Consider the following 20,912-nt stretch of genomic DNA (forward strand, 5'->3'; position numbering starts at 1 on the left):
CCAGACTGCATCCGCGGCAAGATTCTGGATTGCTTCGCTTCGCTCGCAATGACGAAATGATTAGCATTGGAATCTCACGCCTTGATCGGGGCGACGTCGATCCAGCGCCGCTCCTTCCAGCTCTTCAGCGCGCACTCGGCGAGCTGCACGCCCTTGGCGCCTTCGAGCAGCGTGAACTTGTAAGGGGCATCCTCATAGACGTGGCGGATGAACATCTCCCACTGCTCTTTGAAGCCGTTGTCGTAGGTGACGTTATCAGGCAGCTTCTGCCAGTCGCCGTAGAAATCGTGCAGCCGCTTCTCGTCGGGATTCCACACCGGACGCGGCGTTGCCTGTCGCGCCTGGATCATGCAGTCGGTGAGGCCGGCAACGGCCGAGCCGTGGGTACCGTCGACCTGGAAGGTGACGAGGTCGTCGCGATAGACGCGGGTGACCCAGGACATGTTGATGTGGGCGATGACGCCGCCTTCGAGCTGGAAGGTCGCGTAGGCGGAATCGTCCGCGGTCGCCTTGTACGGCTTGCCCTGCTCGTCAAAGCGCTCGGGAATGTCGGTGTTGCCGATGCAGACCACGCTCTGGACGTTGCCGAACAGGTTATCGAGCACGTAGCGCCAGTGGCAGACCATGTCGAGGATGATGCCGCCGCCATCCTCGCTGCGGTAATTCCAGGACGGCCGCTGCGCCTCCTGCCAGCCACCCTCGAACACCCAATAGCCGAACTCGCCGCGCACCGAGAGGATGCGGCCGAAGAAGCCGCTATCGCGCAGGAAGGCAATCTTCTTCAGCCCCGGCAGGAACAGCTTGTCCTGCACCGTGCCGTGCTTGACGCCCTTGGCATTGGCGAGCTTGACGACTTCGAGCGCCTCCTCGAAATTCGTCGCGATCGGCTTCTCGCAATAGACATGCTTGCCGGCATTGATCGCGTGGGTCAGCAGGCCGGGCCGGGCCTGGGTGGTCGCGGCGTCGAAGAACATGGTGTCGTTCTTGTCGGCGAGCGCCGCATCGAGATCGGTGGTAAAGCGCGTGATATTGTAGCGCCTGGCGAGCGCCTCGACCTTCTCGGCACTGCGCCCGACCAGGATCGGATCGGGCATGACGCGGTCGCCGCTCTTCAAGCGAACGCCACCCTGCTCGCGGATCGCGACGATCGAGCGGATCAGATGCTGGTTGAGCCCCATGCGGCCGGTAACGCCGTTCATGATGAGGCCGAGGCGTTGGGTGGTCATGCCAGATGCTCCTGAAGTGATGTAGGCTGTTCGAGCGGACGAAGCGCCGACCAGTCCGGATGGACCGACGTGGCAAAGCCCGCAGCGTGAAGCGATCCCGTCAGGAGATCGCCGTCGTGAATCTTGAGGCGGATGCCCTGCCCTGTAGCGGCGTAGAGATCGGGATGCGCGGCGGCGAAGGCCGCAGCTTCGGCGGCCGGCGCATCGCCGAAGCCGTCGACATAGTGGTGACCGTTACGTTCGGCATGTTCGAGGCAAAGCAGCGCGCCAAGCGCCAAGTCCTGCTGAAGACCCAGTCCCGGCTGACACGTCAAATCTTCGCCGGTGACGATACATTCCGCCCCGTCCTCGTTCAGCTTGGCAATCCGCGTAAAGTTCACGATCGACTTGTAGATGCCCTTGCAGGACTTCGAGGATACGCCGCTATAGCCCAGCCTGTACGCCGTCGGCCAAGCATCATAGGAGTCGTCGGCCTCGTCGATAATGAAGTCGCGGCGACGGAGAGCGCCGAGCGGCGTCCGCAGGGCGATATCGCGCGGCAGCGGCTGCTCGATATAATGCAACCCTCCCCTGATGGGATCGAGCGCGCTATCGCGCTCCAGTCGGTCGACCAGCGCTTCAAGGGCACTCAGATCGGCGTACTGCTCGTTGCCGTCGAGCGTGACACCGTAACGGCGTGGCAATGTTGCAAGTTGGCCGCCAATCCGGATCAGTCGTGCGGCGTCAGCTTCCGGATTTCCACCGAGCTTGAGCTTGAAATAACGCGCGCCGAAATTTTCGCGCGGATCAGCAACACCGCCCTCGCCTTCGACCTTGTCGTCAAGACCAACGGTATGACGGATCGCGACACGTTCGGACCGGTGTTGGTTCGCAAGCCCGAGATACCGCTCGATATCGCCCTCATCAAGGTCAGGCGACAACCGCGCATCGATGCCGGCGATGTTGCCAGCCATGCCGTCAAAGAAATTGGTCTCCACGCCGCGCAGTAGCGCATCGAGGATCGCCTTGTCGATTTCCGCGGGACCATAAGCGGCGGCAAGCGATGGAATGTTCTCTTTGGCGCAAGCCGCGACCTGGGCACCGATGCAGGAGGCGTGCAGACCGAACGCCGTCTGGAACTCGCTCTGCGCCAGATAAAGCCCGCGCGCAATCTGAAGCGATCGTCGCAAGCCATCGACCGTCTGCGCCGGCGACAGCTCCGGCCTCTTGTCGAACCATTTTGGCACCAGCAGCTCGGCGCTGGCACCGACGGCTGCTCCCCTGCCCTCGACCTCGATGTCGACCCGCACGAACAGTTGCGGCGTCGCGTTGATGGTCACCGTGCCAAAGCGGAACGGCCGCGCGAACTGCACGGGACGTTCAAAGAAGGCGATATCTCGCAGCTTCAGGCGCGGCGCCATGGTTTCAGTCCAGCGAACCTTGCGAGAAGAAATGCTTGCGGATGCGTTGCACCAGCTCGGTGAAGATAGGATCGGCCATCACGTCGAGCGAGCGCGGCCGCGACAGCGGCACATCGTAGATCGCGGCGATCGCACCGGGCCGCTCGGTCATCACAAGCACGCGGTCGGCGAGAAACACGGCTTCCGGAATCGAATGGGTGATCAACAGCACGGTCTTCTTCGTCTCGCGCTGGATCCGCATCAGCTCGACATTCATGCGTTCGCGCGTCAGCGCATCGAGCGCGCCGAACGGCTCGTCCATCAGCATGATCCTGGGATCGTGCACCAGGGCCCGGCAGATCGAGGCGCGCTGCTGCATGCCGCCGGAGAGCTGCCAGGGCAGCTTCTTCTCGAACCCTTCCAGCCCGACCAGCTTGAGCAGCGCCTTGGCACGGGCGAGATATTCGTCGCGCGGCAACCGCTTCATGTCGATCGGCAGCATCACGTTGGAGAGGATATTGCGCCAGGGCAGCAAGAGCGCGTTCTGGAAGACGATGCCGACATTGCCGTGCGGCTTCGTCACCGTTTCGCCTTCGACCAGAACCTCGCCCGCGGTCGGCGGCAGCAGGCCGGAGATCAGCTTGAGCAGCGTGGACTTGCCACAGCCGCTTGGGCCGACCACGACAAAGAATTCTCCGTCATTGATATGGAAGTCGAGCGGCCGCAGCGACGGCACATCGCCGTCACGCGTCCGGTAGGTTTTCGACACGCCTGACAGCTTGATGCCCGACGCATCGCCGGCAGCTCGGTCGCTCACCAGTCTCAGATGCGCGGCCGGTTGCACGGTTTCGCTCACGATCGTCGCAGGTTTCACGTGCCACTCTTCGGCAGATAGTCGTTGGTGTAGAACGCCTTCGGGTTCTCCTTGGCCTTGGCATCGAGGCCGCCATATTCGACCATCAGGTTGACGCTATCGGTCATGTTCTGGTCGGTGACCTGGAACGGCCGCTTGCCCTTGGTCTCGGCGGTCCGGTAGAGCGGAATGGTCAGCTCAAAACCCTGCGTGAGCGTGTCGATCTTGCCGCCCTTGGGGTTGGCATCGAGGATCGACTGCGCGGCCGCCTTCGGCTCCTTCTCGGCGGCTTCGACCGCCTTGGTCGTCGCCGACATGAAGCGGCGGACGAGGTCGGCGTTGGCCTTGACATAATCGGTGTTGGCGATGATGCCTGACGAGACCATGTTGATGCCGTAGTCGGCGAACTTGATCGGGTAGACGTCCTTGCCGGTGGCGTCCTTGATCTTCATCGATTGGTCCATGACGTAGCCGAGCAGGAGATCAGCCTGGCCGTTGATGACAGCGTTGAGCTTGGTCTGGCCGTCGCCGGCAACCGTCTGGAAGTCGCTCTCCTTCAGACCGGTCTTCTTCAGGAACAGCGGCCAGATCTGGGTCATCGAATCGGCCGGCGTGATCGCCACCGTCTTGCGCTTGATGTCCTCCGGCTTCCTGATGTTCTTGTCGGCAAAGCCCATCGCGGACATCGGCGAGGTCTGCAGCAGCACGCCGGTCGCAATCACGGGCGCGCCCTTGATCGCGGCGCGCATCATGGTGGGCACGTCGACATAGCCGAAATCGGCGGTCTTGGCGGCGACGGCCTGGGTGGTCGCGGCCGAGCCGCGGCCTTCCTGGATCTCGAGGTCGATGCCTTCGGCGGCATAGATGCCCTTGGCCTTGCCGTAATAGAACGGCGCGTGCTCACCATAGACGTACCAGTTGAGCATCAGCACGACCTTGTCGGCTGCCTGCGCCGGCGAACCTGCAAGCGCCATCAGCGCCGCTGCAACAGCCCCAATCCACCGCTTCATCGTCACTCTCCCTTGTCGTTCTATTTCGGCCGTTAATGGCCGTTGCCTAAATTTAGGAGGCGAAGATCACCTCTTCGCGCTGGCTGACGTGCCAGGGAATGATCAGCTTCTCGATGCGGTCGACGATCCAGAACAGGATGACGCCGAGCAGGGCGAGGATGACGAGCGCTGCAAACATGGTCGGCAGGTCGAACGTGCCGATCGAGCGCTGCATCACGTAGCCGATGCCGGAATTGGAGCCGACGAACTCACCGACGACCGCGCCGACCACGGCGAGCGTCACCGACACCTTGAGGCCGGAGAAGATCGCCGGCAGCGCGTGCGGCAGGTTCACCGCGCAGAACACCTGGAAGCGGCTGCCCTGCATGGCGCGGGCGAGATCGACCATGTCAGGATCGACCGATTTGAAGCCCTGCACCGCCGAGACCACCACGGGGAAGAAGCCGAGCAGGAACGCGGAGATCACTTTCGGAATGATGCCGAAGCCGAACCAGACCACGAACAAGGGCGCGATCGCGATCTTCGGCACCGATTGCGAGAACACCAAGAGCGGATAGACGTAGCTCTCCACCGTCTTCGAGCCCGCGATCAGCATGGCGACGGGAATGCCGAACAGCGCCGACAGCAGGAAGCCGCAGACGGTGGCATAGGTGGTCGGCCAGCACTGGCGCAGCAGTTCCGGCCAGTCGGAGCGCAGCACCGCGACGACGTCGGCCGGCGCCGGGATCTGGTAGGCGGGAATCCTGAACAGCCGGATCGAAAGATCCCAAGCCACGACGATGAAGACCAGGAACAAGAACGGCCGAACCCAGGCCGCATTCAGCAATCTGGACAGCGCATTTTGCGGCTTCGGTTCGGCCAATTTTCACTCCCGGCAATCTTCTTCGTTATCGGGAGAAATTAACCCGTTGGATAAATACTGTCTAGAGGATTCGATCCGTCATCCTGGGGCGCTCGCGCAGCTCGCACCTCTGGGTGACGGTTAAATGGTTGAGCCCGCGGCAACATCCTCGTCATTGCGAGCGCAGCGAAGCAATCCAGAGTTCCTTCGCGGAAAGATTCTGGATTGCTTCGCTGCGCTCGCAATGACGGAACAAGGTGCGAGGGGTTACCGCCTCGCAGCTACGGGCTACGCCGTCTGTGCCACCGCGGCGCGCGGCTTCGGCGCTTTCGCGATCTCGAACAGCGCCACCGACTTTCCCGTCAGCGCGGCCAGCACGAGGCCGACCATGTGTGCGAGGCGCTCGTCCTTGGCGTCCTTGGCCATCAAATCACGACCAAAGATCACGCTGAGTGTCGCCGAGTTGGAGAGATAGAAGAAGCTGAGCGCCGCGATCGAGATGTAGAGCTGCACCGGATCGACTGCGACCTGGAAATCGCCGGACTCGACGCCGCGCCGCACCACGGTGCGGATCATCTCGACGAAGGGCGAGTGCATCGACTTGACCTTGGTCGAGCGCTTGAGGTGCTTGGCGCGGGCGAGGTTCTCGGTCTGGAGCAGCGACAGGAACTCGGGATTGCGCAGGAAGTAGCCCCAGGTGAACTCGATCAGCCGCCTGATCGCCTCGGGCGGATCGAGATGCTCGAGGTCGAGCCCCCGCTCCTCGCTGCGGATCTTGTCATAAGCGCCTTCGAGCACTGTGAGGTAGAGCTCGTCCTTGTTGCCGACGTGATAATAAAGCATGCGCTTGTTGGCGCCGGCCTTGGCGGCGATGCGATCGACGCGGGCGCCGGCGAGGCCGTGGGTGGCAAATTCCTGCTTGGCAGCCTCGAGAATGCGCAGCCGCATCCCCTCGGGGTCGCGCTGCCATTTCAGAGTTCGCTTTGCGGTTGCCTTCGCCAAACCGGGTGCTCGCTGGGTGCTTACGGTATGCCATGTACCACGCCCCCGTCGTCATTGCGAGGAGCGAAGCGACGAAGCAAGCCAGACTGCTCCCGCGGTGGGATTCTGGATTGCTTCGCTCCGCTCGCAATGACGGAGGAGAGAGCTTCGTAGGGTGGGCAAAGCGCAGCGTGCCCACGTCTTCGGTCCTTACGGAGAACACGTGGGCACGGCGCAAACGCGCCATTGCCCACCCTATGGGAGTCTTCGGGAGGCGAGAGTTCGCCGCCCTACTCCTCCGGCTTCGGCGAGCGCTCCAAGAGCACGGTCTGGATCCCGCAGGTGCCGCTTCGCACGGTCATGATGCGCGTGCCGGGCTTGCGGCCGTTACGCACTTCGCTGACGTCGAGGCCGGCAGCGATGAGGCGGGCGCGGGTGGCGTCGATGTCGGCGACGCGCCAGCTCAGGCCCCAGAGACGGTCATGACTGACATCGCCGCCCGCGACGGGGCGGCGCACCACTTCGACGATGAGATCGCCGCAGCGGAAGAACATCAACTGGCCCCAGTCGTGGTGGGAGCGGTCGAGCGCGAGATCGAGCCCGAGACGCGCGCCGTAGAGCGCGGCGGCGCGATCGGAATCCTCCGATGTGATCACGACATGATCGAGCCCCTCGATCGGAGCGATGTCTGACGCAACCGACTTCGGGCGCTCCTCGGCAAGCTCGAGGAAGAACATGCGCACGCCGCGCGTCAACTCGGTCGTGGCCCGCGTACGCTTCCAATGCAGCACCGCACCTGATACGTCGTCGCTGCTCTCGACCTCGGTGACGGGATCGGGTTTCAGCGCCACCCGGTCCAGCCGCCGGTGCATCTTGCCGATGTCTGCGACACGAAAGCACAGGCTGGCCAGCATGCCCTCCTGGTCTTCGAGCAGCGCGCGCATCCGGTCCGCCGTTGCGGTGAAGCCGCTCGGCGCCATCAATTCGATGGTCATGTTGTCGAGGGTGAACAGCACGCGGTCGGCGCCCTCGCCGGAATTCTGCCAGGCCGGCGCGCGGGCGAGCAGCGTCTGGTAAACCGCCTTGGCCGCTCCGATATCCTTGACCAGAACAACGATATGATCGAGGCCGGTGATCATGTTTGTCCCTTTTGATCGACCTGGAACCGTGGAGGCCGGAAAAACGGCAATTGCCCGGGCTTGGCATGGGGCTGACATGGTCGTATTCCGGCCACATGCCGACCTCAAGCGCTTCGGGCCGGTTTTGTGAATAATTTCCGCGTCCTTCGCGCGGAACCGGTGCTAGAGTAAGTGCGCCGGCCGGGACCACCCAGCGCATCACGGACAAGCAATGCAGGCTCTCTTTATCGGACAGACCTATATCGACGTCGTCTTCATCACCGACCACATGCCGACCGGCGACGAAAAGCACGTGGCTTCGGACTACGCGGTTTCCTTCGGCGGCAACGCGGTGACGGCGGCGTTCTGCTGCGCCAAGCTCGGCATCGTGCCCGACCTGATCGCGACCGCGGCCAATGACTGGCTGGGACGCATGTTCCAGGACATGTGCGCGAAATACGCGATCTCGCTGCACGGACGGAAGGTGAACCAGTCGTCGCTGTCCTTCATCATGCCGAAGGACGGCAAGCGCGCCATCGTCCGCTGCCGCGACGACGATCACATCCACCCGTTCCCGATGCTCAATCTCGGCGGCTGCCGCGCGCTGCATGTCGACGGCCACCAGCCGGATGCGGCGATCCATTACGCCAAGGTGTGCCGCGAGGCCGGCATCCTGACCTCGCTCGACGGCGGCGGGCTGCGCACCAACACGCATGAACTCCTGGAGTTCATCGACGTCGCGATCGTCGCCGAGCGGCTGTGCGAGCAGATGGACCTGACGCCGGAGAAGATGCTCGATTACCTCAAGAGCCGCGGCTGCAAGATCGGCGGCGTCACCATGGGCGAGAAGGGCCTGCTCTGGTACGACGAGACCGGGACGGTGCAGGTGATGCCAGCGATGCCGATCCCGCGCGAGCGCGTGATCGACACCAACGGCGCCGGCGACGTCTTCCACGGCGCCTATGTCTATTCTTATTTGGCCCATCCTGGCAAAAGCTGGCGCGAGCATTTCGACTTCGCCCGGGCCGCCTCGACCTTCAAGATCCAGCGGCTTGGCAACGAGGCGGGACTTCCGACCCTTGTGGACATCGCCAAAGTCAGGCACGAGTTCGAAGTTCGAGTCTAAGGATTCTTTGTTTGAGCATGATCTCTTCGGAAAACCGCTTCACACTTTTCCGGATCATGCTCTAAGGGGCATATCATGGGGCGCGTCTTCGTCGCCGGCAGCATCAACATGGATGTGGTGGCGACCGCCGATCGCCATCCCAAGGTCGGCGAGACCGTCGCGGGCCGCGAGGTGCTGTATTTTCCCGGCGGCAAGGGCGCCAACCAGGCAGTCGCGGCATCCAGGCTCGGTGCGAACACGACGCTGATCGGACGTCTGGGCAAGGATGCGTTCGGGGCCGAGCTGAGGGCGTTCCTCGGCGCGCAGGGCGTCGATCTTAGCTCGGTGCGCGAGGCCGACACGCATAGCGGCACCGCGATCATCACGGTCGCGGCCTCCGACAACACCATTGTCGTCATTCCCGGCAGCAATGCGCTGGTCAGCGCGGACGACGTTGCGGCCGCACCGCTGGCAAAGGGCGATGTCGCGGTCAGCCAGTTCGAGATCCCGCTGCCGACCATTGCCGCGTTCTTCTCGCGCGCCCGCGACGCTGGCGCCACGACGCTGCTCAACCCGGCACCGGCGCAAAAGATGTCCGCCGAGCTGCTCGCGCTGGTCGACATCCTCGTGCTGAACGAGACCGAGCTCGGCTTTCTCGCCGGTGTTGAGCTGACCGAGAGCGACGAGGCAGCGAAGATCATCGCCGTCGCGCGAAAACTTCAGGCCCGCGCGGACCAGATCATCTGCATCACGCTCGGCAAGCGCGGCGTCCTCGCGCTCGCCGGCAACGAGGAATTTGCAGTGCCAGGCCGCGTAGTGAAGGCGGTCGACACCACAGGCGCCGGCGACTGCTTCGTCGGCGCGCTCGCCTCGCAGCTGGCCGATGGCGCGCCCCTGCGCACCGCCCTCGCCTTCGCCAACGCCGCCGCCTCGATCAGCGTGCAGCGCATGGGCGCGGGGCCGTCGATGCCGACGGCCGCGGAAGTGGCAGCGGTGCTTGGCGCTGGCTGATCAGGCCAGCGCGCTCTTCAGGTCGAAGCTTTCATCGGCGGCCTGCTCCGGCGTGATCGAGCGGTCCATCGCCTGCAGGCGGCGGCCGAACATGTGATCGCCGGCGCGGTTGATCGATTCGATGCCGAGCAGCCGGTCGCCGTGATAGCAGAACGCGGAAAACGCCTTCTTGGCGGGGCTACCGCGCAGCACGACGCGGTCGTAGCCGGTGGTGAGGCCGGCGATCTGCAGCTTGTCGTCGCCCTGGTCGCTCCAGAACCAGGGATGGCCGTCATACGGCTTTTTGTCGCCGGTCAGCCGCGCCGCGAGGCAGCGGGCGTGATCGGTGGCGTTCTGCACCGATTCCAGCCGCAGCGAGCCGCCGAAGCGCGGGCTTGCGAACAGCGCGCAATCGCCGATCGCGGAGATGTTGGGATCGGCCGTCGACAGATATTCATCGACGATGATGCCGGCGGCAACCGGCAGCCCCGCCTCGGCTGCCAGCTCGATGTTCGGCAGCACGCCGACACCGACCACGACGAGATCGGCAGGCAGATGGCGGCCGTCACTGAGACTGACGCCGGTGACCTTGCCGTTCTCGGCCTCGATCGAGGTGGCCTGCACGCCGAGATGAATACGGATGCCTGCCTCGCGGTGGCGTTGTTGAAAATACTCCGAGACCTCAGCCGTCACCGCGCGCGCCATCACGCGCGGTGCGAGCTCGAGCACGTCGACTTCCAGCCCCTTGATCCGCGCGGTGGCGGCGAATTCGAGGCCGATGAAGCCGGCGCCGATGATCACGGCGCGCGTCTTCGACGGCATGATCTGCCTGAGCGACTCGCTCTCGTCGAGGATGCGCAAATATTTCACGTCAGGTAGATTGGCGTTGGGCAGATCGAGCAGCCGGTTGCGCGCGCCGGTCGCCAGCACGAGGTGGCCGTAAGCCAGCGCCTCGCCGGAAGCGAGCAGAACTTTTCGCGCGGCGCGGTCGATCGAGACGGCCCGGCCGGCGACCAGCTCAATCTTCTGGTCCTGGTAGAACTTTTCGGGGCGGAACATCAGGCTCTCCGGCCCCGCCGAGCCCTTGATGTAGGCCTTGGACAGCGGCGGCCGCTGATAGGGCAGATGCGCCTCGTCATTGATCAGGCAGATGCGATTCGAAAAGCCCGCCTGCCGCAGGGATGCCGCGACCTGGTAGCCACCATGGCCGGCACCGACAATGATCATCGGACCTTCCGTCATCGGACAGCCCATTTCTGCAAGACACGAGCGTCACCCATGTCGTCTCCTCTCGCTAAAGATGGCTTGGCTAGCCTAGGAGGAGCCGGCGCTCGTGTCCGTCCCTAAACGAAGGCGCCCCCATTTGAGCCTATCGTTCCGCCGGACGCAAGAGTGGCCCGCTGGGCATTGACGGCCGGGGATTGTCACCCCTGCCCTTCTGCGATTTAGTTGCAGCAACGAACCTCCAGCCGGGGATTTCAAAAATGCCAGCTCCCGTCTCAAAGCCCGACGATCCCGCGCTGCTGCGGATCGAGGGTGCGATCGCGACCATCACGCTCAACCGCCCCGCCGCATTCAACTCGGTCAACCTCGCCATCGCGCAGAAGCTCGAACAGCTTGCGGCCCATATCGAGGGCGATGACGCCATCAAGGTCGTGGTGATCGAGGGCGAAGGCCGCGCCTTCTCGGCCGGCGGCGATCTGCAGACGATCGGGGCCGCGGCCGAGGCCAACACCGTGACACCGGTGGTTGGCGAGCTCTTGAAGCATTATCATTCCTTCATCGAGATCCTCAGGCGCATGCCGAAGATCTCGCTGTCCAGCGTCCACGGCTCCGCGGCCGGCGCCGGGATGGGCCTCGCCTTCGTCACCGATCTCTGCATCGCCGCAGAGGATGCCAAGTTCACGCCCGCTTACGCCAAGATCGGCGTGTCGCCGGATGGCGGCTCGACGGTCGGGATCGTCGGCACTGTCGGCTCGCGCCGCGCGCTGCAGATTTTCCTCACTGAAGACAATTTTACCGCGCAGCAGGCCTATGAATGGGGCTTGGTCGCCAAGACCGTTCCCGCAGCGGAGTTGAAAGCCGCCACGCGACAGCTCGCCGAGCGTCTGGCGCAGAACCCGTCGGCGGCGATATCAGGCACAAAATCCCTCGTGTACCAGGCTGCCACCACGCCCGTAAAACAGCAGCTCGATGCCGAGGAGCACAAGATCATCATGGCGATGAACACGGAGGAGTTCCGCGTTGCCGTGAAGAAGTTCACGAGCAAGAGCAAGTAGCGTGCTACTGAGGGCAGATGTAACCCGTTCCCGCCGGCGACTTGAAGCAGCCGACCGATTCCGGCAGCACGTGCCGTGGCAGCCACAGCACCACGCTCGGAAAGTAGATCGCAAAGGCGATGGTGGCGAAGAACACCACATAGATCGGCAGCGCCGCGCGCAGCGCTTTCGCGAAGCTGATGCCGACGAATTTCGACGCCATCAGCAGCACGAGGCCATAAGGCGGCGTGATCAGGCCGAAGGCGAGCGTCGCGATCAGCACCACGCCCATGTGGACGCCGTTGATGTCGCCCGCTTCCGTCAGCGTGTTGACCAGCGGCATGAAGATGATGATGGTCGGGACCGGCTCGATGAAATCGCCAACCACGGTGAACAGCAGCACCATCAACAGCATGATCAAATGCGGATCGTGGCCCGCGATCGAGGTGATCAAGTCGGCGATGTAGCTGGCGCCACGTAAGTAGGCGAGCATCCAGCCGAAGGCGTTGGCAGCGCCGATCGTGATCAGCGGCAGCGAGAAGATCAGGCCGGCGAGACAGAAATCGTACGGGATCTTCCTGAAGTGCCCGCGATTGAGCGCGGGGATCACGACCAGGATGATCCAGACCACGGCGACGACGCCGGCCTCCGTCGGCGTGAACCAGCCGGTCAGAATGCCTCCCAGCAGGATCACCGGGATCATCAGCGGCAGGGCCGCATCGCCCGCCGCGAACACCACCTGGCGCAATGGCGCGCGCGGCTTGCGCAGGCCCGACGGGCCGAAGAAATAGCAATAGATCATCAGGCCGAAGCCGATCATCAGCCCGGGCACCACGCCCGCCATGAACAGGCCGGCGATCGAGACGTTGCCGACCGCACCATAGACCACGGCCGTGATGCTCGGCGGCACCAGCGCCGCAATGGTCGAGGCCGACGCAATAATCGCGGCGATGAAGGCGGGCTCGTAGCCTTCGCGCTTCATCGGCCCGCCGAGCGCGCGGCTCATCACGGCGACGTCGGCCGTGGTCGAGCCCGACATCTCCGAGAAGAACATGCTGAAGACGACGACGACCTGCGACAGCCCGCCCCTGATATGCCCGACCAGCGACACCGAGAGATTGGCTATTCGCACCACCACATTGGCCGAGCTCATGAGCTCGCCGACCAAGAGGAAGAACGGGATCGCTAGCAGCGCCTCGGAATCGACGCCGTCAAAGATCTTCTGGATGATCGCAGCCAGCGAGACGTCGGATAGGACGGCGCCGATGAAGACGCCGGCCATCAGCGAGAACGGCACGGGCACGCCGAGATAGCCGAACGACAGGAAGCAGATCGACATCAACGCAAGGACAATGGGTGCGCTCACGGCTGCGCCCTCATTTGCGCTTCGGTCACGACGGGCGCGGCATCTTCATCCGGCGGCTCAGGATGGTCAAAGCCGTTGCGCAGGCCGTTGACGAGCTGCTCGATCGTGAACAGGCCCACCAGGATGCCGGACAGCGGAATGATGGCGTAGAGCGAAGCGATCGGCGTACCCGACGGCAGGCGAAAGCTGCCGAAACCGCGAAGATAGTTCTGGTAGCCGTACCAGATCAGGCAAAACGCAACGCCGAGCACGATGAGGCGGATGATGATTTCGACGATCAGCCGCGGCGTGCCGTGCATCGCCTCGGAGATCGCGGTGAGATAGAGGTGGTCGTTGCGCCGCGTCGCGACCGCCGTGCCGATGAAGATCGCGTAGATGAACAGCGTCGAGGTGACCTCCTGAAGCCATAGCCAGGGATGGCCGATGGTGCGAGTGACGACGTCGGCGGTGACCGACAACGAGAAGCCGAAGCACAGCACGCCGCACAGGATCATCAGCGCGAGCTCAAGCCAGTCGAGCCAGCGCCATTTCAGGTGGCGCTGGCGTTGCACCAGCAGTTTGTCGGCGATGGACATTGTTCTCCCCGGCTGCGCTTGGTTTCACCTCTCCCGCTTGCGGGAGAGGTCGGCGCGGCGCGCCGGGTGAGGGTTCTTTCCTCTGGGGGATTGTCCCATTGCGGAGAGACCCTCTCCCCCGCCCTCTCCCGCAAGCGGGAGAGGGAGCGCACCGTCTTCTGCCGTGCAAGCGCCCTAATTAATCGACCGGATCAGATCCTTGATCTTCTCGGCATGCGGGCCGAGCTCCTTGGCGAGCTTGTCGAGATAGGGATCGGCGATCGCGGTAAAACTCTTCTTGTCGACGTTATCCACGACCTTGACGCCCATCTTCTTCAGCTTCTCGGCAGCGCTACGCTCGAGGTCGAACGCCATCTTCGGCTCCTTGGTGCTGATCTCGTTGGCCGCAGTCTGCACCCAGCCCTTCTGCTCGGCCGAGAGGCTCTGCCAGAGCTTGTCGGAAACGAACACCAGCGCGTTGTTGGCCTCGTGCTCGGTGATGTTCAGCACCGGCGCGACCTCATAGTGCTTGTTGACGAGATAGACGTTGATGCTGTTCTCGGCGACGTCGACGACGCCGGTCTGTAGTGAGGTGTAGACGCTGCCGAACGGCATGTGCACGGTCTGCGCGCCGTAGGCCGGGAACATGGTGTCCTCGGTGGCGGTCGCCTGCACGCGGACCTTCAGGCCCTTAATGTCAGCCACATTGTGGATCTCCTTCTTGGAGTACATGTGGCGGACGCCCTGCGATCCCGTGCCGATGAGATGCAGGCCCTGCGTGGTCTCTTCAATCATGGTCTTGAGCGCTTCGAACACGCGGGGGTCGGCAAGCCCCTTGATCACGTGGTTCTCGTCGCGGAACAGATAATGCAGCGACATCACGCCGGCCTGCGGCGAGATCGTCGCGGTGTTGGCCGATGAGACGATGGAAAATTCGACGTCGCCGGCCTTCACGAGCTGGAGCACCTGCGGCTCCTGCCCGAGCTGCGCGCCGGGATACTGGTCGATGATCATGGCGCCTTTGCTCAATTCCTTGAGCTTGTCGGCAAAGAGGTCGCCGGCGATGGAGTAACCGGTGTTGCGGGGCTGGTCGTAGGCGAAGCGATAATGCTTCACCTCCTGCGCGCCGGCGCCCGTGACGAACAGCATGGCGGCCGCGGCCACCAACCCACGCAAGGATCGTGCAATCATCGTCTCCCCCTGTTTTTATCGCCCGCCGCTTTAAGCGGTCTGGCGCTCGTTCAAGTGTTGATCAGCCCTTACTCTGTCTTCTTCCCAGTCCTCTGCATAAAGTCGAAGTCGCAGCCCTCGTCGGCCTGCATGATGGTCTCGTTGAACAGCCAGGCGTAACCGCGCCGCGCTTCCTCGGGCGCTGCGGCCGGCTTCAACGCAGCATGCCGCCGCTCCAGCTGGGCGGCATCGACCAGCAGCTCGATGCTGCGCTGGGCCACATCGAGGCTGATCATGTCGCCGTTCTGCACCAGGGCCAGCGGCCCGCCGACGGCGGATTCCGGCGTGATGTGGAGCACGATGGTGCCGAACGCCGTGCCGCTCATGCGCGCATCCGAAATCCGCACCATGTCCTTGGTGCCGCCACGCGCGAGCTTCTTCGGAATCGGCAAGTATCCCGCCTCGGGCATGCCCGGTGCGCCTTTGGGGCCGGCATTGCGCAGCACCAGCACGTCGTCGGCAGTCACGTCGAGATCGGGGTCATCGACGCGCAAGGTCATGTCCTCGACGGATTCGAACACCACCGCACGCCCGGTGTGCTTCAGCAGCTTCGGGCTCGCAGCGGACTGCTTGATAACCGCACCGCGCGGCGCGAGGTTGCCATGCAGGACGGCGAGGCCGCCTTCCTTCTTGATCGGATTATTGCGCGAGCGGATCGCGTCCTGGCCCGGCACGTCCTCCGCATTGGCGACGACATCGCGCAACGCCTGGCCCGAGATCGTCTTCGCATCGAGATCGACGAGATCGCCGAGCTGCGCCAGCAATTTCGGCACGCCGCCGGCGTGATGGAAATGCTCCATATAGTGCTCGCCCGACGGCTTCAGGTCGACCAGCACGGGCACTTCGCGGCCGATCTGGTCGAAGACCTCGAGATCGAGCCGGTGCGGCGAGCGATGCGCCATCGCGGTGAGGTGGATCAGGCCGTTGGTCGAGCCGCCGATCGCCTGCAGCACGACCTGCGCATTTTTGAAGGAGGAAGGCGTCAACAGCTCGCTCGGCTTCGGCCCCTTGGTCTTGGCCATCTCGGCGGCGACCTTCCCGCTCGCCTCGGCCAGACGGAAACGCTCGGCATGCGGCGCCGGAATGGTCGCGCTCATCGGCAGCGACAGGCCCATGGCTTCGATCATGCAGGCCATGGTCGAGGCGGTCCCCATCACCATGCAGGTGCCGACCGACGGCGCGAGACGGCCGTTGACGGCCTCGATCTCGGCATCGTCCATGTCGCCGGCGCGATATTTCGCCCAGAGGCGGCGGCAGTCGGTGCAGGCGCCCAGCACCTCACCCTTGTGATGGCCGACCACCATGGGACCCACAGGAATGACGACGGTCGGCAGATCGGCGCTGATCGCGGCCATCACCTGCGCCGGCAGCGTCTTGTCGCAGCCGCCGATCACGATCACCGAATCCATCGGCTGGGCCCGGATCATCTCCTCGGTGTCCATCGCCATCAGATTGCGCAGGTACATCGAGGTCGGATGCGCAAAGCTCTCGGCGATCGAGATGGTGGGGAACACGAACGGCATCGCGCCCGACAGCATCACGCCGCGCTTGGCGGCCTCGATGATCTGCGGAACGTTGCCGTGGCAGGGATTGTAGTCGCTATAGGTGTTGGTGATCCCGACGATCGGGCGCTCCAGCGCGTCGTCGGAATAGCCCATGGCCTTGATGAACGCCTTGCGCAGGAACAGCGAGAAGCCGGCATCGCCATAGCTCGTCAGCCCTTTGCGCAAACCACTCGTCATCACGTCACTCCTGAAGCTGCCATTGTGGTACAGCCTGCCCCTCGATTGTCAATAAGACAGGCGTTGATCTCATCATTTCTGGACCACCGCACCGCAAACAGCCCAGATTATTGACAATCCGCCCCTTCCCTGCTCCCTAAGGGCGAACCGGCAGGCGCCGGAGGCCGAGGGCATGTCCAACATTCACACCGCAGACGCCATGCCTGCCAGGCGCGACGATCCTGATAACGTCGTCACACGGCTGGAGGAAGACATCATCTTCGGCCGCCTCGCGCCCGGCGCGCGCCTGACCGAGGACGCGCTGATGTCTCGATACGGCACCTCGCGCCATTTTGTGCGGCAAGCGCTGGTGGATGCCGAGCGCCGCGGCATCGTCCGCCGCGAGAAGAACGTCGGCGCCACCGTGCGGTTCTATGCGGCCGAGGAGGTCCGGCAGATCTACGAAGTCAGGGAGATGCTGACGCGGCAGGCCGCGCTGATGATCCCCCTGCCCGCGCCGCAAGCGCTGATCGACGAACTGACCGCGCTACAACGCGACTATTGCGCCAAGGCCGACCTGCGCGACCTGCGCGGCATCCACGAGGCCAACGATGCCTTCCACGTCGCGCTGTTCTCAGCCTGTGGCAATCCCTACCTGGTCCGCTCGCTGCAGGACTACATGAACCTGACGCTGCCGATGCGTGCGAAAAACCTCGCCGACCGCGAGGGGCTGGCGCAATCGCGACGCCAGCACGAGCTGATGATCGAGCTCTTGAAGGGGCGCGACAGCTGGGCGCTGGCGCAGCTGTGCGTGGATCACATGCAGTTCAGCAAGGCGGATTATCTGGCGAGGATTGCGGGGGAGGAGAGCAAGCGCTAGAGCGCTTGAGCGGCCAATCACGACTGACACCCCCTTGGTCGATTCGTCATCATACGAGAGCCGATCCGTCGCTTCGTCGAATGACCCATCTCAATTTCAAAAAAGCATTCCGCAAAATGGATAAATCTACGTGAAGTTGTGCCTTCGGTTGCCTACTGCTATGAACAAGACTGCAATCTATTGAATGCGGATCGGCAAGAACCATGGCTAGCGAGGGTCTGGAGCGAGTGGGTGTAGCGCCCCGCCCGGAGAGCGTCGTGTGGTATGAGCGGCTTGCTTGGGCCGCATTCGCAATTGGTCTTGCATCGGCCGCCTCGAGCCCCTCGACGCTCGTCAAGTACTACAAGCTGTACTCGATCGGCTATCTGATGATGATCGCCCTTTCCCTTGCAGGCCAGCTGGTCTGGATTTGGCTGGTTGCTCGCAAGCGGCAGAACTGGGCGCGATGGATCAGCCTCATCTTGATGTTGCTCAGCATCCCGAACACCATCTGGGACATGGAAGAACGTTTCCGGCTCAATCCCCTCGCATCTGCCTTCTATTACACCGCATTCGTTGTCATGCTCATCTCCGTCATGCTGCTTTTCCGCAGTGACGCCCGCGAATGGTTTTCCCGAAAGCGCCCTTTGGCGATCTAGCTTCGGCCTGCTTGATCATCGCCTGCTGCACGTGGTGAACGGGAAAACGGCCGGGCTGCCCCCTCTTCAAAAGACTATGGACATGATCAAGGCCGTGAGGGAGAACGCGGCATCATGCCAATTTCAGGATGCCGCAAGATGGAATTTGATGATGTCATTCTCGGCCGGCGAAGCATTCGCGGCTACAAGCCCGACCTTGTCCCGCCGGAATTGATCAAGGAAGTCCTGGCGCTGGCCATGCGTGCGCCATCGTCGATGAATACCCAGCCGTGGAATTTCTACGTCATCACCGGAGCACCGCTGGATCGTATCCGTCAGGGCAATACCGAGCGCAATCTGGCAGGCGTGCCGCACTCGCGCGAATTTCGAACCGGCCAGGCATTCGAGGGCGTGCATCGCGAACGCCAGATTGGCGTTGCCAAGCAGTTGTTCAGCGCCATGGGAATTGCGCGAGATGACAAGCAGCAGCGGCAAGAATGGGTGCTGCGCGGCTTTCGCCAGTTCGACGCGCCAGTGTGCGTGATTATCACATACGATCGCCAGTTGGCCTCCAGTGACGACACGGCCTTTGACTGTGGCGCCGTGGCGACCGCGCTCGTCAACGCGGCCTGGTCGCGGGGGCTTGGGGCCGTGATCAACAGCCAGGGCATCATGCAATCCCCCGTCGTGCGCGAACATGCCGGAATCGCGGACGACCAGGTGATCATGAAAAGCATTGCGCTCGGCTGGCCTGATCACAGCTTTCCTGCCAATGCCGTCGTATCCGAGCGCAAGTCGGTCGATGAAGCGACGACTTTCGTTGGATTTGCGAGTGGAGCCTAGAAGCAGACTTTGTCAATCAAGGCTTGTCACCCGTTCAGTAGCGTCGCAGCAGGCCGCGGTCCACGCTGGCCTCGCCATACGCGGCGCAGGCGCTGTTCGGACTCCTGATCAAATCCGTCCGGACGCGCTTGAACGTCTTGCTCGCCGTCTCGAGCACTTCAGGGCGGAATTTGCCGGGATCGTAGCTCTCGCCATCGCGGGCCTTGATGGCTGCCGAATACGCGTCGATCATCGCCATCGCTGCATTGGGGCTGCCGAGCATCCGTGCGCCGAGCTGAACGGCGCCGGCGCCATCGACCTCGTAGCCGACGCATCGCTGTTCGAGCACCACGGATGCCGTGACGAGCTGGTCGAGGAACGTCGCTTCGGCGTCGCTGAGTGGTGCGGCTCGCGTGGGCGCTGAGACGATCATCGCGAGCAACGCAACAGCTGGCATTGCTTTCATTGTCGCGGTTCTCCCTGTGGCCATCCGCGACCGAAGCTCCGCTGCGAGTTGCGGTCGCGCGACCAGCTTCCTTGGGGCATCAGCTCCGCAAAAGCAGCGTTGATCCAGATCAATGGGTAGAAAGCCACCAACGTCCCAAGGCCGGGCGAGGCCCAGTCAGTGAGAGAAGACGCGCGTGCCGGGAGCCCATGCCCGCGGATTTCCGAGGGGGCTGGCTCCAATTTCCCAGCCCGCGCCGCCCCACAGGGCGTCAACCACGCCGAGATCGCCCGCGCCGTCGCGGACAAAGAACAGGTTCGGAACGGAGCTGGTCTGCAGCGCCCCGCCTTCGCCGTTGGCCTGCAGCTTCAACAGACACCAGACATCGGCGAGTTTGCTCTCGGCGCGAGCGCCCAGCTCATCGGCGATCTGCGCGGCACTTGCAGGATTGTTCAGGACACGTGTCTGCAGAGACGTGTCGTCCGCGGCTTCGATCTTGACGGCGAACCGGCGCATGAAGGTCGCGCCGAGCCACGAAATCTTGACGCGCGCGGTCGGCGCAATGTCCTCCTTGAAATACTCGCTGGCGACGAAGGAGTCAGTCGAGGGGATGGCGGCCGTTGACGGGGGGTCGAGCGGTTCACCGGGCTTGCGCTTGAGCGAACATTCGATCTTTGCACGCGGAGCGAGCGTCACCGAACTGTCGCGATCGGCCTTGGTCTCGTCGGCGTACACGCTGAAACCCGATGCCGCCAGAACAATCACGAGACATGGGCTGAGCGCTAAGCGGCGCATTTGTTGGCGTCCTTGAATGACCGATTCAAGAACAAGGTAAACTGTAGATTGCAGCTGTAAATCGAGGATTAGGTTTCTGGTTAAGCTTAAAGCAAGGAACTTATTTGAGGGAAATGCGAGCTATCTGCGGAACCATGTGCGTCCAACTGGCACAGCGCGATGCAGTCGACACTTCAAAACCGGATGGTCACGCGACGATTTTACCTGCTTGCCAGGCGCGCGATCGCTTGACTCGCCGGAGGAACCTGCGAGCCCGGTTCGGCGATTGGCCGCGGCGCGGCCCGGCAACATCTTGCCTGTGCGCGCAACGGATCTGTCCACATCCAGCGCACGCTCCAAGCTGGATTGTGGGCGTAGGCCGGAATACGCCAGAACCAGATCGTTTCGTAGACGCTGTCCCCGAACAGCTCCACATCCGGGCGCGGCGTCGGCCAGGATACCGCCGCAACGAGCACTACCGTCAATACCGCGGCCCCTGAAAGAACCCTCTTGCGCATTTTGCTTTTCCACAATCGCTAGAATGAAAAGGCGGTCACGTCCGCGCGAAGCAATGGATAGAAGAAACGCTCATGTGTTCCGACAATAGAACGCCTATTTCCGAAAACGGAAATCCGGAACTTTACGGTGTGAATTCAGACGTTCGACGCAAGGGGCCGTTCAAACCCCCGCCGTCATCGCGGTCGTGCGCCCGCTCCCGGCCCCGCAAGCCGCACCGGGAGCG

Annotated in this window: 21 protein-coding genes; 6 read left to right on the forward strand and 15 right to left on the reverse strand. The window is 63.2% G+C overall.

What is annotated here, in order from left to right:
• Positions 1 to 74: 74 nt before the first annotated feature.
• From XH89_RS27335 to XH89_RS27365, 7 genes are all read right to left on the reverse strand, one after another.
• Positions 75 to 1,226, reverse strand: a complete 1,152-nt coding sequence (locus XH89_RS27335) for a Gfo/Idh/MocA family protein (RefSeq protein WP_194463464.1) — start codon at positions 1,224 to 1,226, stop codon at positions 75 to 77.
• Positions 1,223 to 2,626: a hypothetical protein gene (locus XH89_RS27340; protein ID WP_194463465.1), complete on the reverse strand. Its 1,404-nt coding sequence runs from the start codon at positions 2,624 to 2,626 to the stop codon at positions 1,223 to 1,225. Before XH89_RS27340 ends, XH89_RS27335 begins: the two co-directional genes overlap by 4 nt.
• A 4-nt stretch (positions 2,627 to 2,630) precedes the next feature.
• Positions 2,631 to 3,479 carry an ABC transporter ATP-binding protein gene (locus XH89_RS27345; protein ID WP_194463466.1) on the reverse strand — a complete coding sequence of 283 codons (849 nt, stop codon included), beginning with the start codon at positions 3,477 to 3,479 and terminating at the stop codon, positions 2,631 to 2,633.
• Positions 3,476 to 4,468 (reverse strand): ABC transporter substrate-binding protein, encoded by a 993-nt coding sequence (locus XH89_RS27350; protein WP_194463467.1) that lies wholly within the window; start codon positions 4,466 to 4,468, stop codon positions 3,476 to 3,478. The genes XH89_RS27345 and XH89_RS27350 overlap by 4 nt, the downstream gene beginning before the upstream one ends.
• 52 nt (positions 4,469 to 4,520) lie before the next feature.
• Positions 4,521 to 5,330 carry an ABC transporter permease gene (locus tag XH89_RS27355; RefSeq protein ID WP_194463468.1) on the reverse strand — a complete coding sequence of 270 codons (810 nt, stop codon included), beginning with the start codon at positions 5,328 to 5,330 and terminating at the stop codon, positions 4,521 to 4,523.
• Positions 5,331 to 5,597: 267 nt separating this feature from the next.
• The gene (locus tag XH89_RS27360) at positions 5,598 to 6,257 is read right to left on the reverse strand and encodes a TetR/AcrR family transcriptional regulator (protein WP_194468650.1); all 660 of its coding nucleotides are present in this window, start codon (positions 6,255 to 6,257) and stop codon (positions 5,598 to 5,600) included.
• Between the two features lie 323 nt (positions 6,258 to 6,580).
• Positions 6,581 to 7,429: a VOC family protein gene (locus tag XH89_RS27365; protein WP_194463469.1), complete on the reverse strand. Its 849-nt coding sequence runs from the start codon at positions 7,427 to 7,429 to the stop codon at positions 6,581 to 6,583.
• 211 nt (positions 7,430 to 7,640) lie between these two features.
• Between XH89_RS27365 and XH89_RS27370 the strand changes: the two genes are divergently transcribed.
• Complete coding sequence (locus tag XH89_RS27370; protein ID WP_194463470.1) at positions 7,641 to 8,534, forward strand: sugar kinase; 894 nt, start codon at positions 7,641 to 7,643, stop codon at positions 8,532 to 8,534.
• Positions 8,535 to 8,609: 75 nt separating this feature from the next.
• Positions 8,610 to 9,524 (forward strand): ribokinase, encoded by a 915-nt coding sequence (gene rbsK, locus XH89_RS27375; protein WP_194463471.1) that lies wholly within the window; start codon positions 8,610 to 8,612, stop codon positions 9,522 to 9,524.
• Here the strand turns inward: rbsK and XH89_RS27380 are convergent, their stop codons facing one another.
• Positions 9,525 to 10,745 (reverse strand): NAD(P)/FAD-dependent oxidoreductase, encoded by a 1,221-nt coding sequence (locus tag XH89_RS27380; protein WP_194463472.1) that lies wholly within the window; start codon positions 10,743 to 10,745, stop codon positions 9,525 to 9,527. It lies immediately after the preceding gene.
• Between the two features lie 242 nt (positions 10,746 to 10,987).
• Between XH89_RS27380 and XH89_RS27385 the strand changes: the two genes are divergently transcribed.
• Complete coding sequence (locus tag XH89_RS27385; protein ID WP_194463473.1) at positions 10,988 to 11,782, forward strand: enoyl-CoA hydratase/isomerase family protein; 795 nt, start codon at positions 10,988 to 10,990, stop codon at positions 11,780 to 11,782.
• 4 nt (positions 11,783 to 11,786) lie between these two features.
• On the opposite strand, the gene XH89_RS27390 is transcribed toward XH89_RS27385, so the two are convergent.
• The 4 genes from XH89_RS27390 to XH89_RS27405 form a co-directional block, all read right to left on the reverse strand.
• Positions 11,787 to 13,127, reverse strand: coding sequence for a TRAP transporter large permease (locus tag XH89_RS27390; protein ID WP_194463474.1), 1,341 nt, complete (start codon positions 13,125 to 13,127; stop codon positions 11,787 to 11,789).
• Positions 13,124 to 13,702 carry a TRAP transporter small permease gene (locus XH89_RS27395; RefSeq protein ID WP_194463475.1) on the reverse strand — a complete coding sequence of 193 codons (579 nt, stop codon included), beginning with the start codon at positions 13,700 to 13,702 and terminating at the stop codon, positions 13,124 to 13,126. The genes XH89_RS27390 and XH89_RS27395 overlap by 4 nt, the downstream gene beginning before the upstream one ends.
• Positions 13,703 to 13,876: 174 nt before the next feature.
• Positions 13,877 to 14,872: a TRAP transporter substrate-binding protein gene (locus XH89_RS27400; RefSeq protein ID WP_194463476.1), complete on the reverse strand. Its 996-nt coding sequence runs from the start codon at positions 14,870 to 14,872 to the stop codon at positions 13,877 to 13,879.
• A 68-nt stretch (positions 14,873 to 14,940) separates the two neighbouring features.
• Positions 14,941 to 16,653: an IlvD/Edd family dehydratase gene (locus XH89_RS27405; RefSeq protein ID WP_194463477.1), complete on the reverse strand. Its 1,713-nt coding sequence runs from the start codon at positions 16,651 to 16,653 to the stop codon at positions 14,941 to 14,943.
• 172 nt (positions 16,654 to 16,825) lie between these two features.
• Here XH89_RS27405 and XH89_RS27410 point away from each other — a divergent pair, with 172 nt between their 5' ends.
• From XH89_RS27410 to XH89_RS27420, 3 genes are all read left to right on the forward strand, one after another.
• Complete coding sequence (locus tag XH89_RS27410) at positions 16,826 to 17,512, forward strand: GntR family transcriptional regulator (protein WP_194463478.1); 687 nt, start codon at positions 16,826 to 16,828, stop codon at positions 17,510 to 17,512.
• 203 nt (positions 17,513 to 17,715) lie between these two features.
• Positions 17,716 to 18,150 (forward strand): hypothetical protein, encoded by a 435-nt coding sequence (locus XH89_RS27415; protein WP_194463479.1) that lies wholly within the window; start codon positions 17,716 to 17,718, stop codon positions 18,148 to 18,150.
• Between the two features lie 138 nt (positions 18,151 to 18,288).
• Positions 18,289 to 18,972: a nitroreductase gene (locus tag XH89_RS27420; protein WP_194463480.1), complete on the forward strand. Its 684-nt coding sequence runs from the start codon at positions 18,289 to 18,291 to the stop codon at positions 18,970 to 18,972.
• A 34-nt stretch (positions 18,973 to 19,006) separates the two neighbouring features.
• On the opposite strand, the gene XH89_RS27425 is transcribed toward XH89_RS27420, so the two are convergent.
• From XH89_RS27425 to XH89_RS27435, 3 genes are all read right to left on the reverse strand, one after another.
• Positions 19,007 to 19,417 (reverse strand): hypothetical protein, encoded by a 411-nt coding sequence (locus tag XH89_RS27425; RefSeq protein ID WP_194463481.1) that lies wholly within the window; start codon positions 19,415 to 19,417, stop codon positions 19,007 to 19,009.
• Positions 19,418 to 19,573: 156 nt separating this feature from the next.
• Complete coding sequence (locus XH89_RS27430) at positions 19,574 to 20,092, reverse strand: hypothetical protein (protein WP_246767633.1); 519 nt, start codon at positions 20,090 to 20,092, stop codon at positions 19,574 to 19,576.
• 299 nt (positions 20,093 to 20,391) lie between these two features.
• Positions 20,392 to 20,688, reverse strand: a complete 297-nt coding sequence (locus XH89_RS27435; protein ID WP_194463483.1) for a hypothetical protein — start codon at positions 20,686 to 20,688, stop codon at positions 20,392 to 20,394.
• Positions 20,689 to 20,912 lie beyond the last annotated feature (224 nt).

The sequence above is a fragment of the Bradyrhizobium sp. CCBAU 53340 genome (assembly GCF_015291645.1).
In the GTDB taxonomy this organism is placed as follows: Bacteria; Pseudomonadota; Alphaproteobacteria; order Rhizobiales; family Xanthobacteraceae; genus Bradyrhizobium.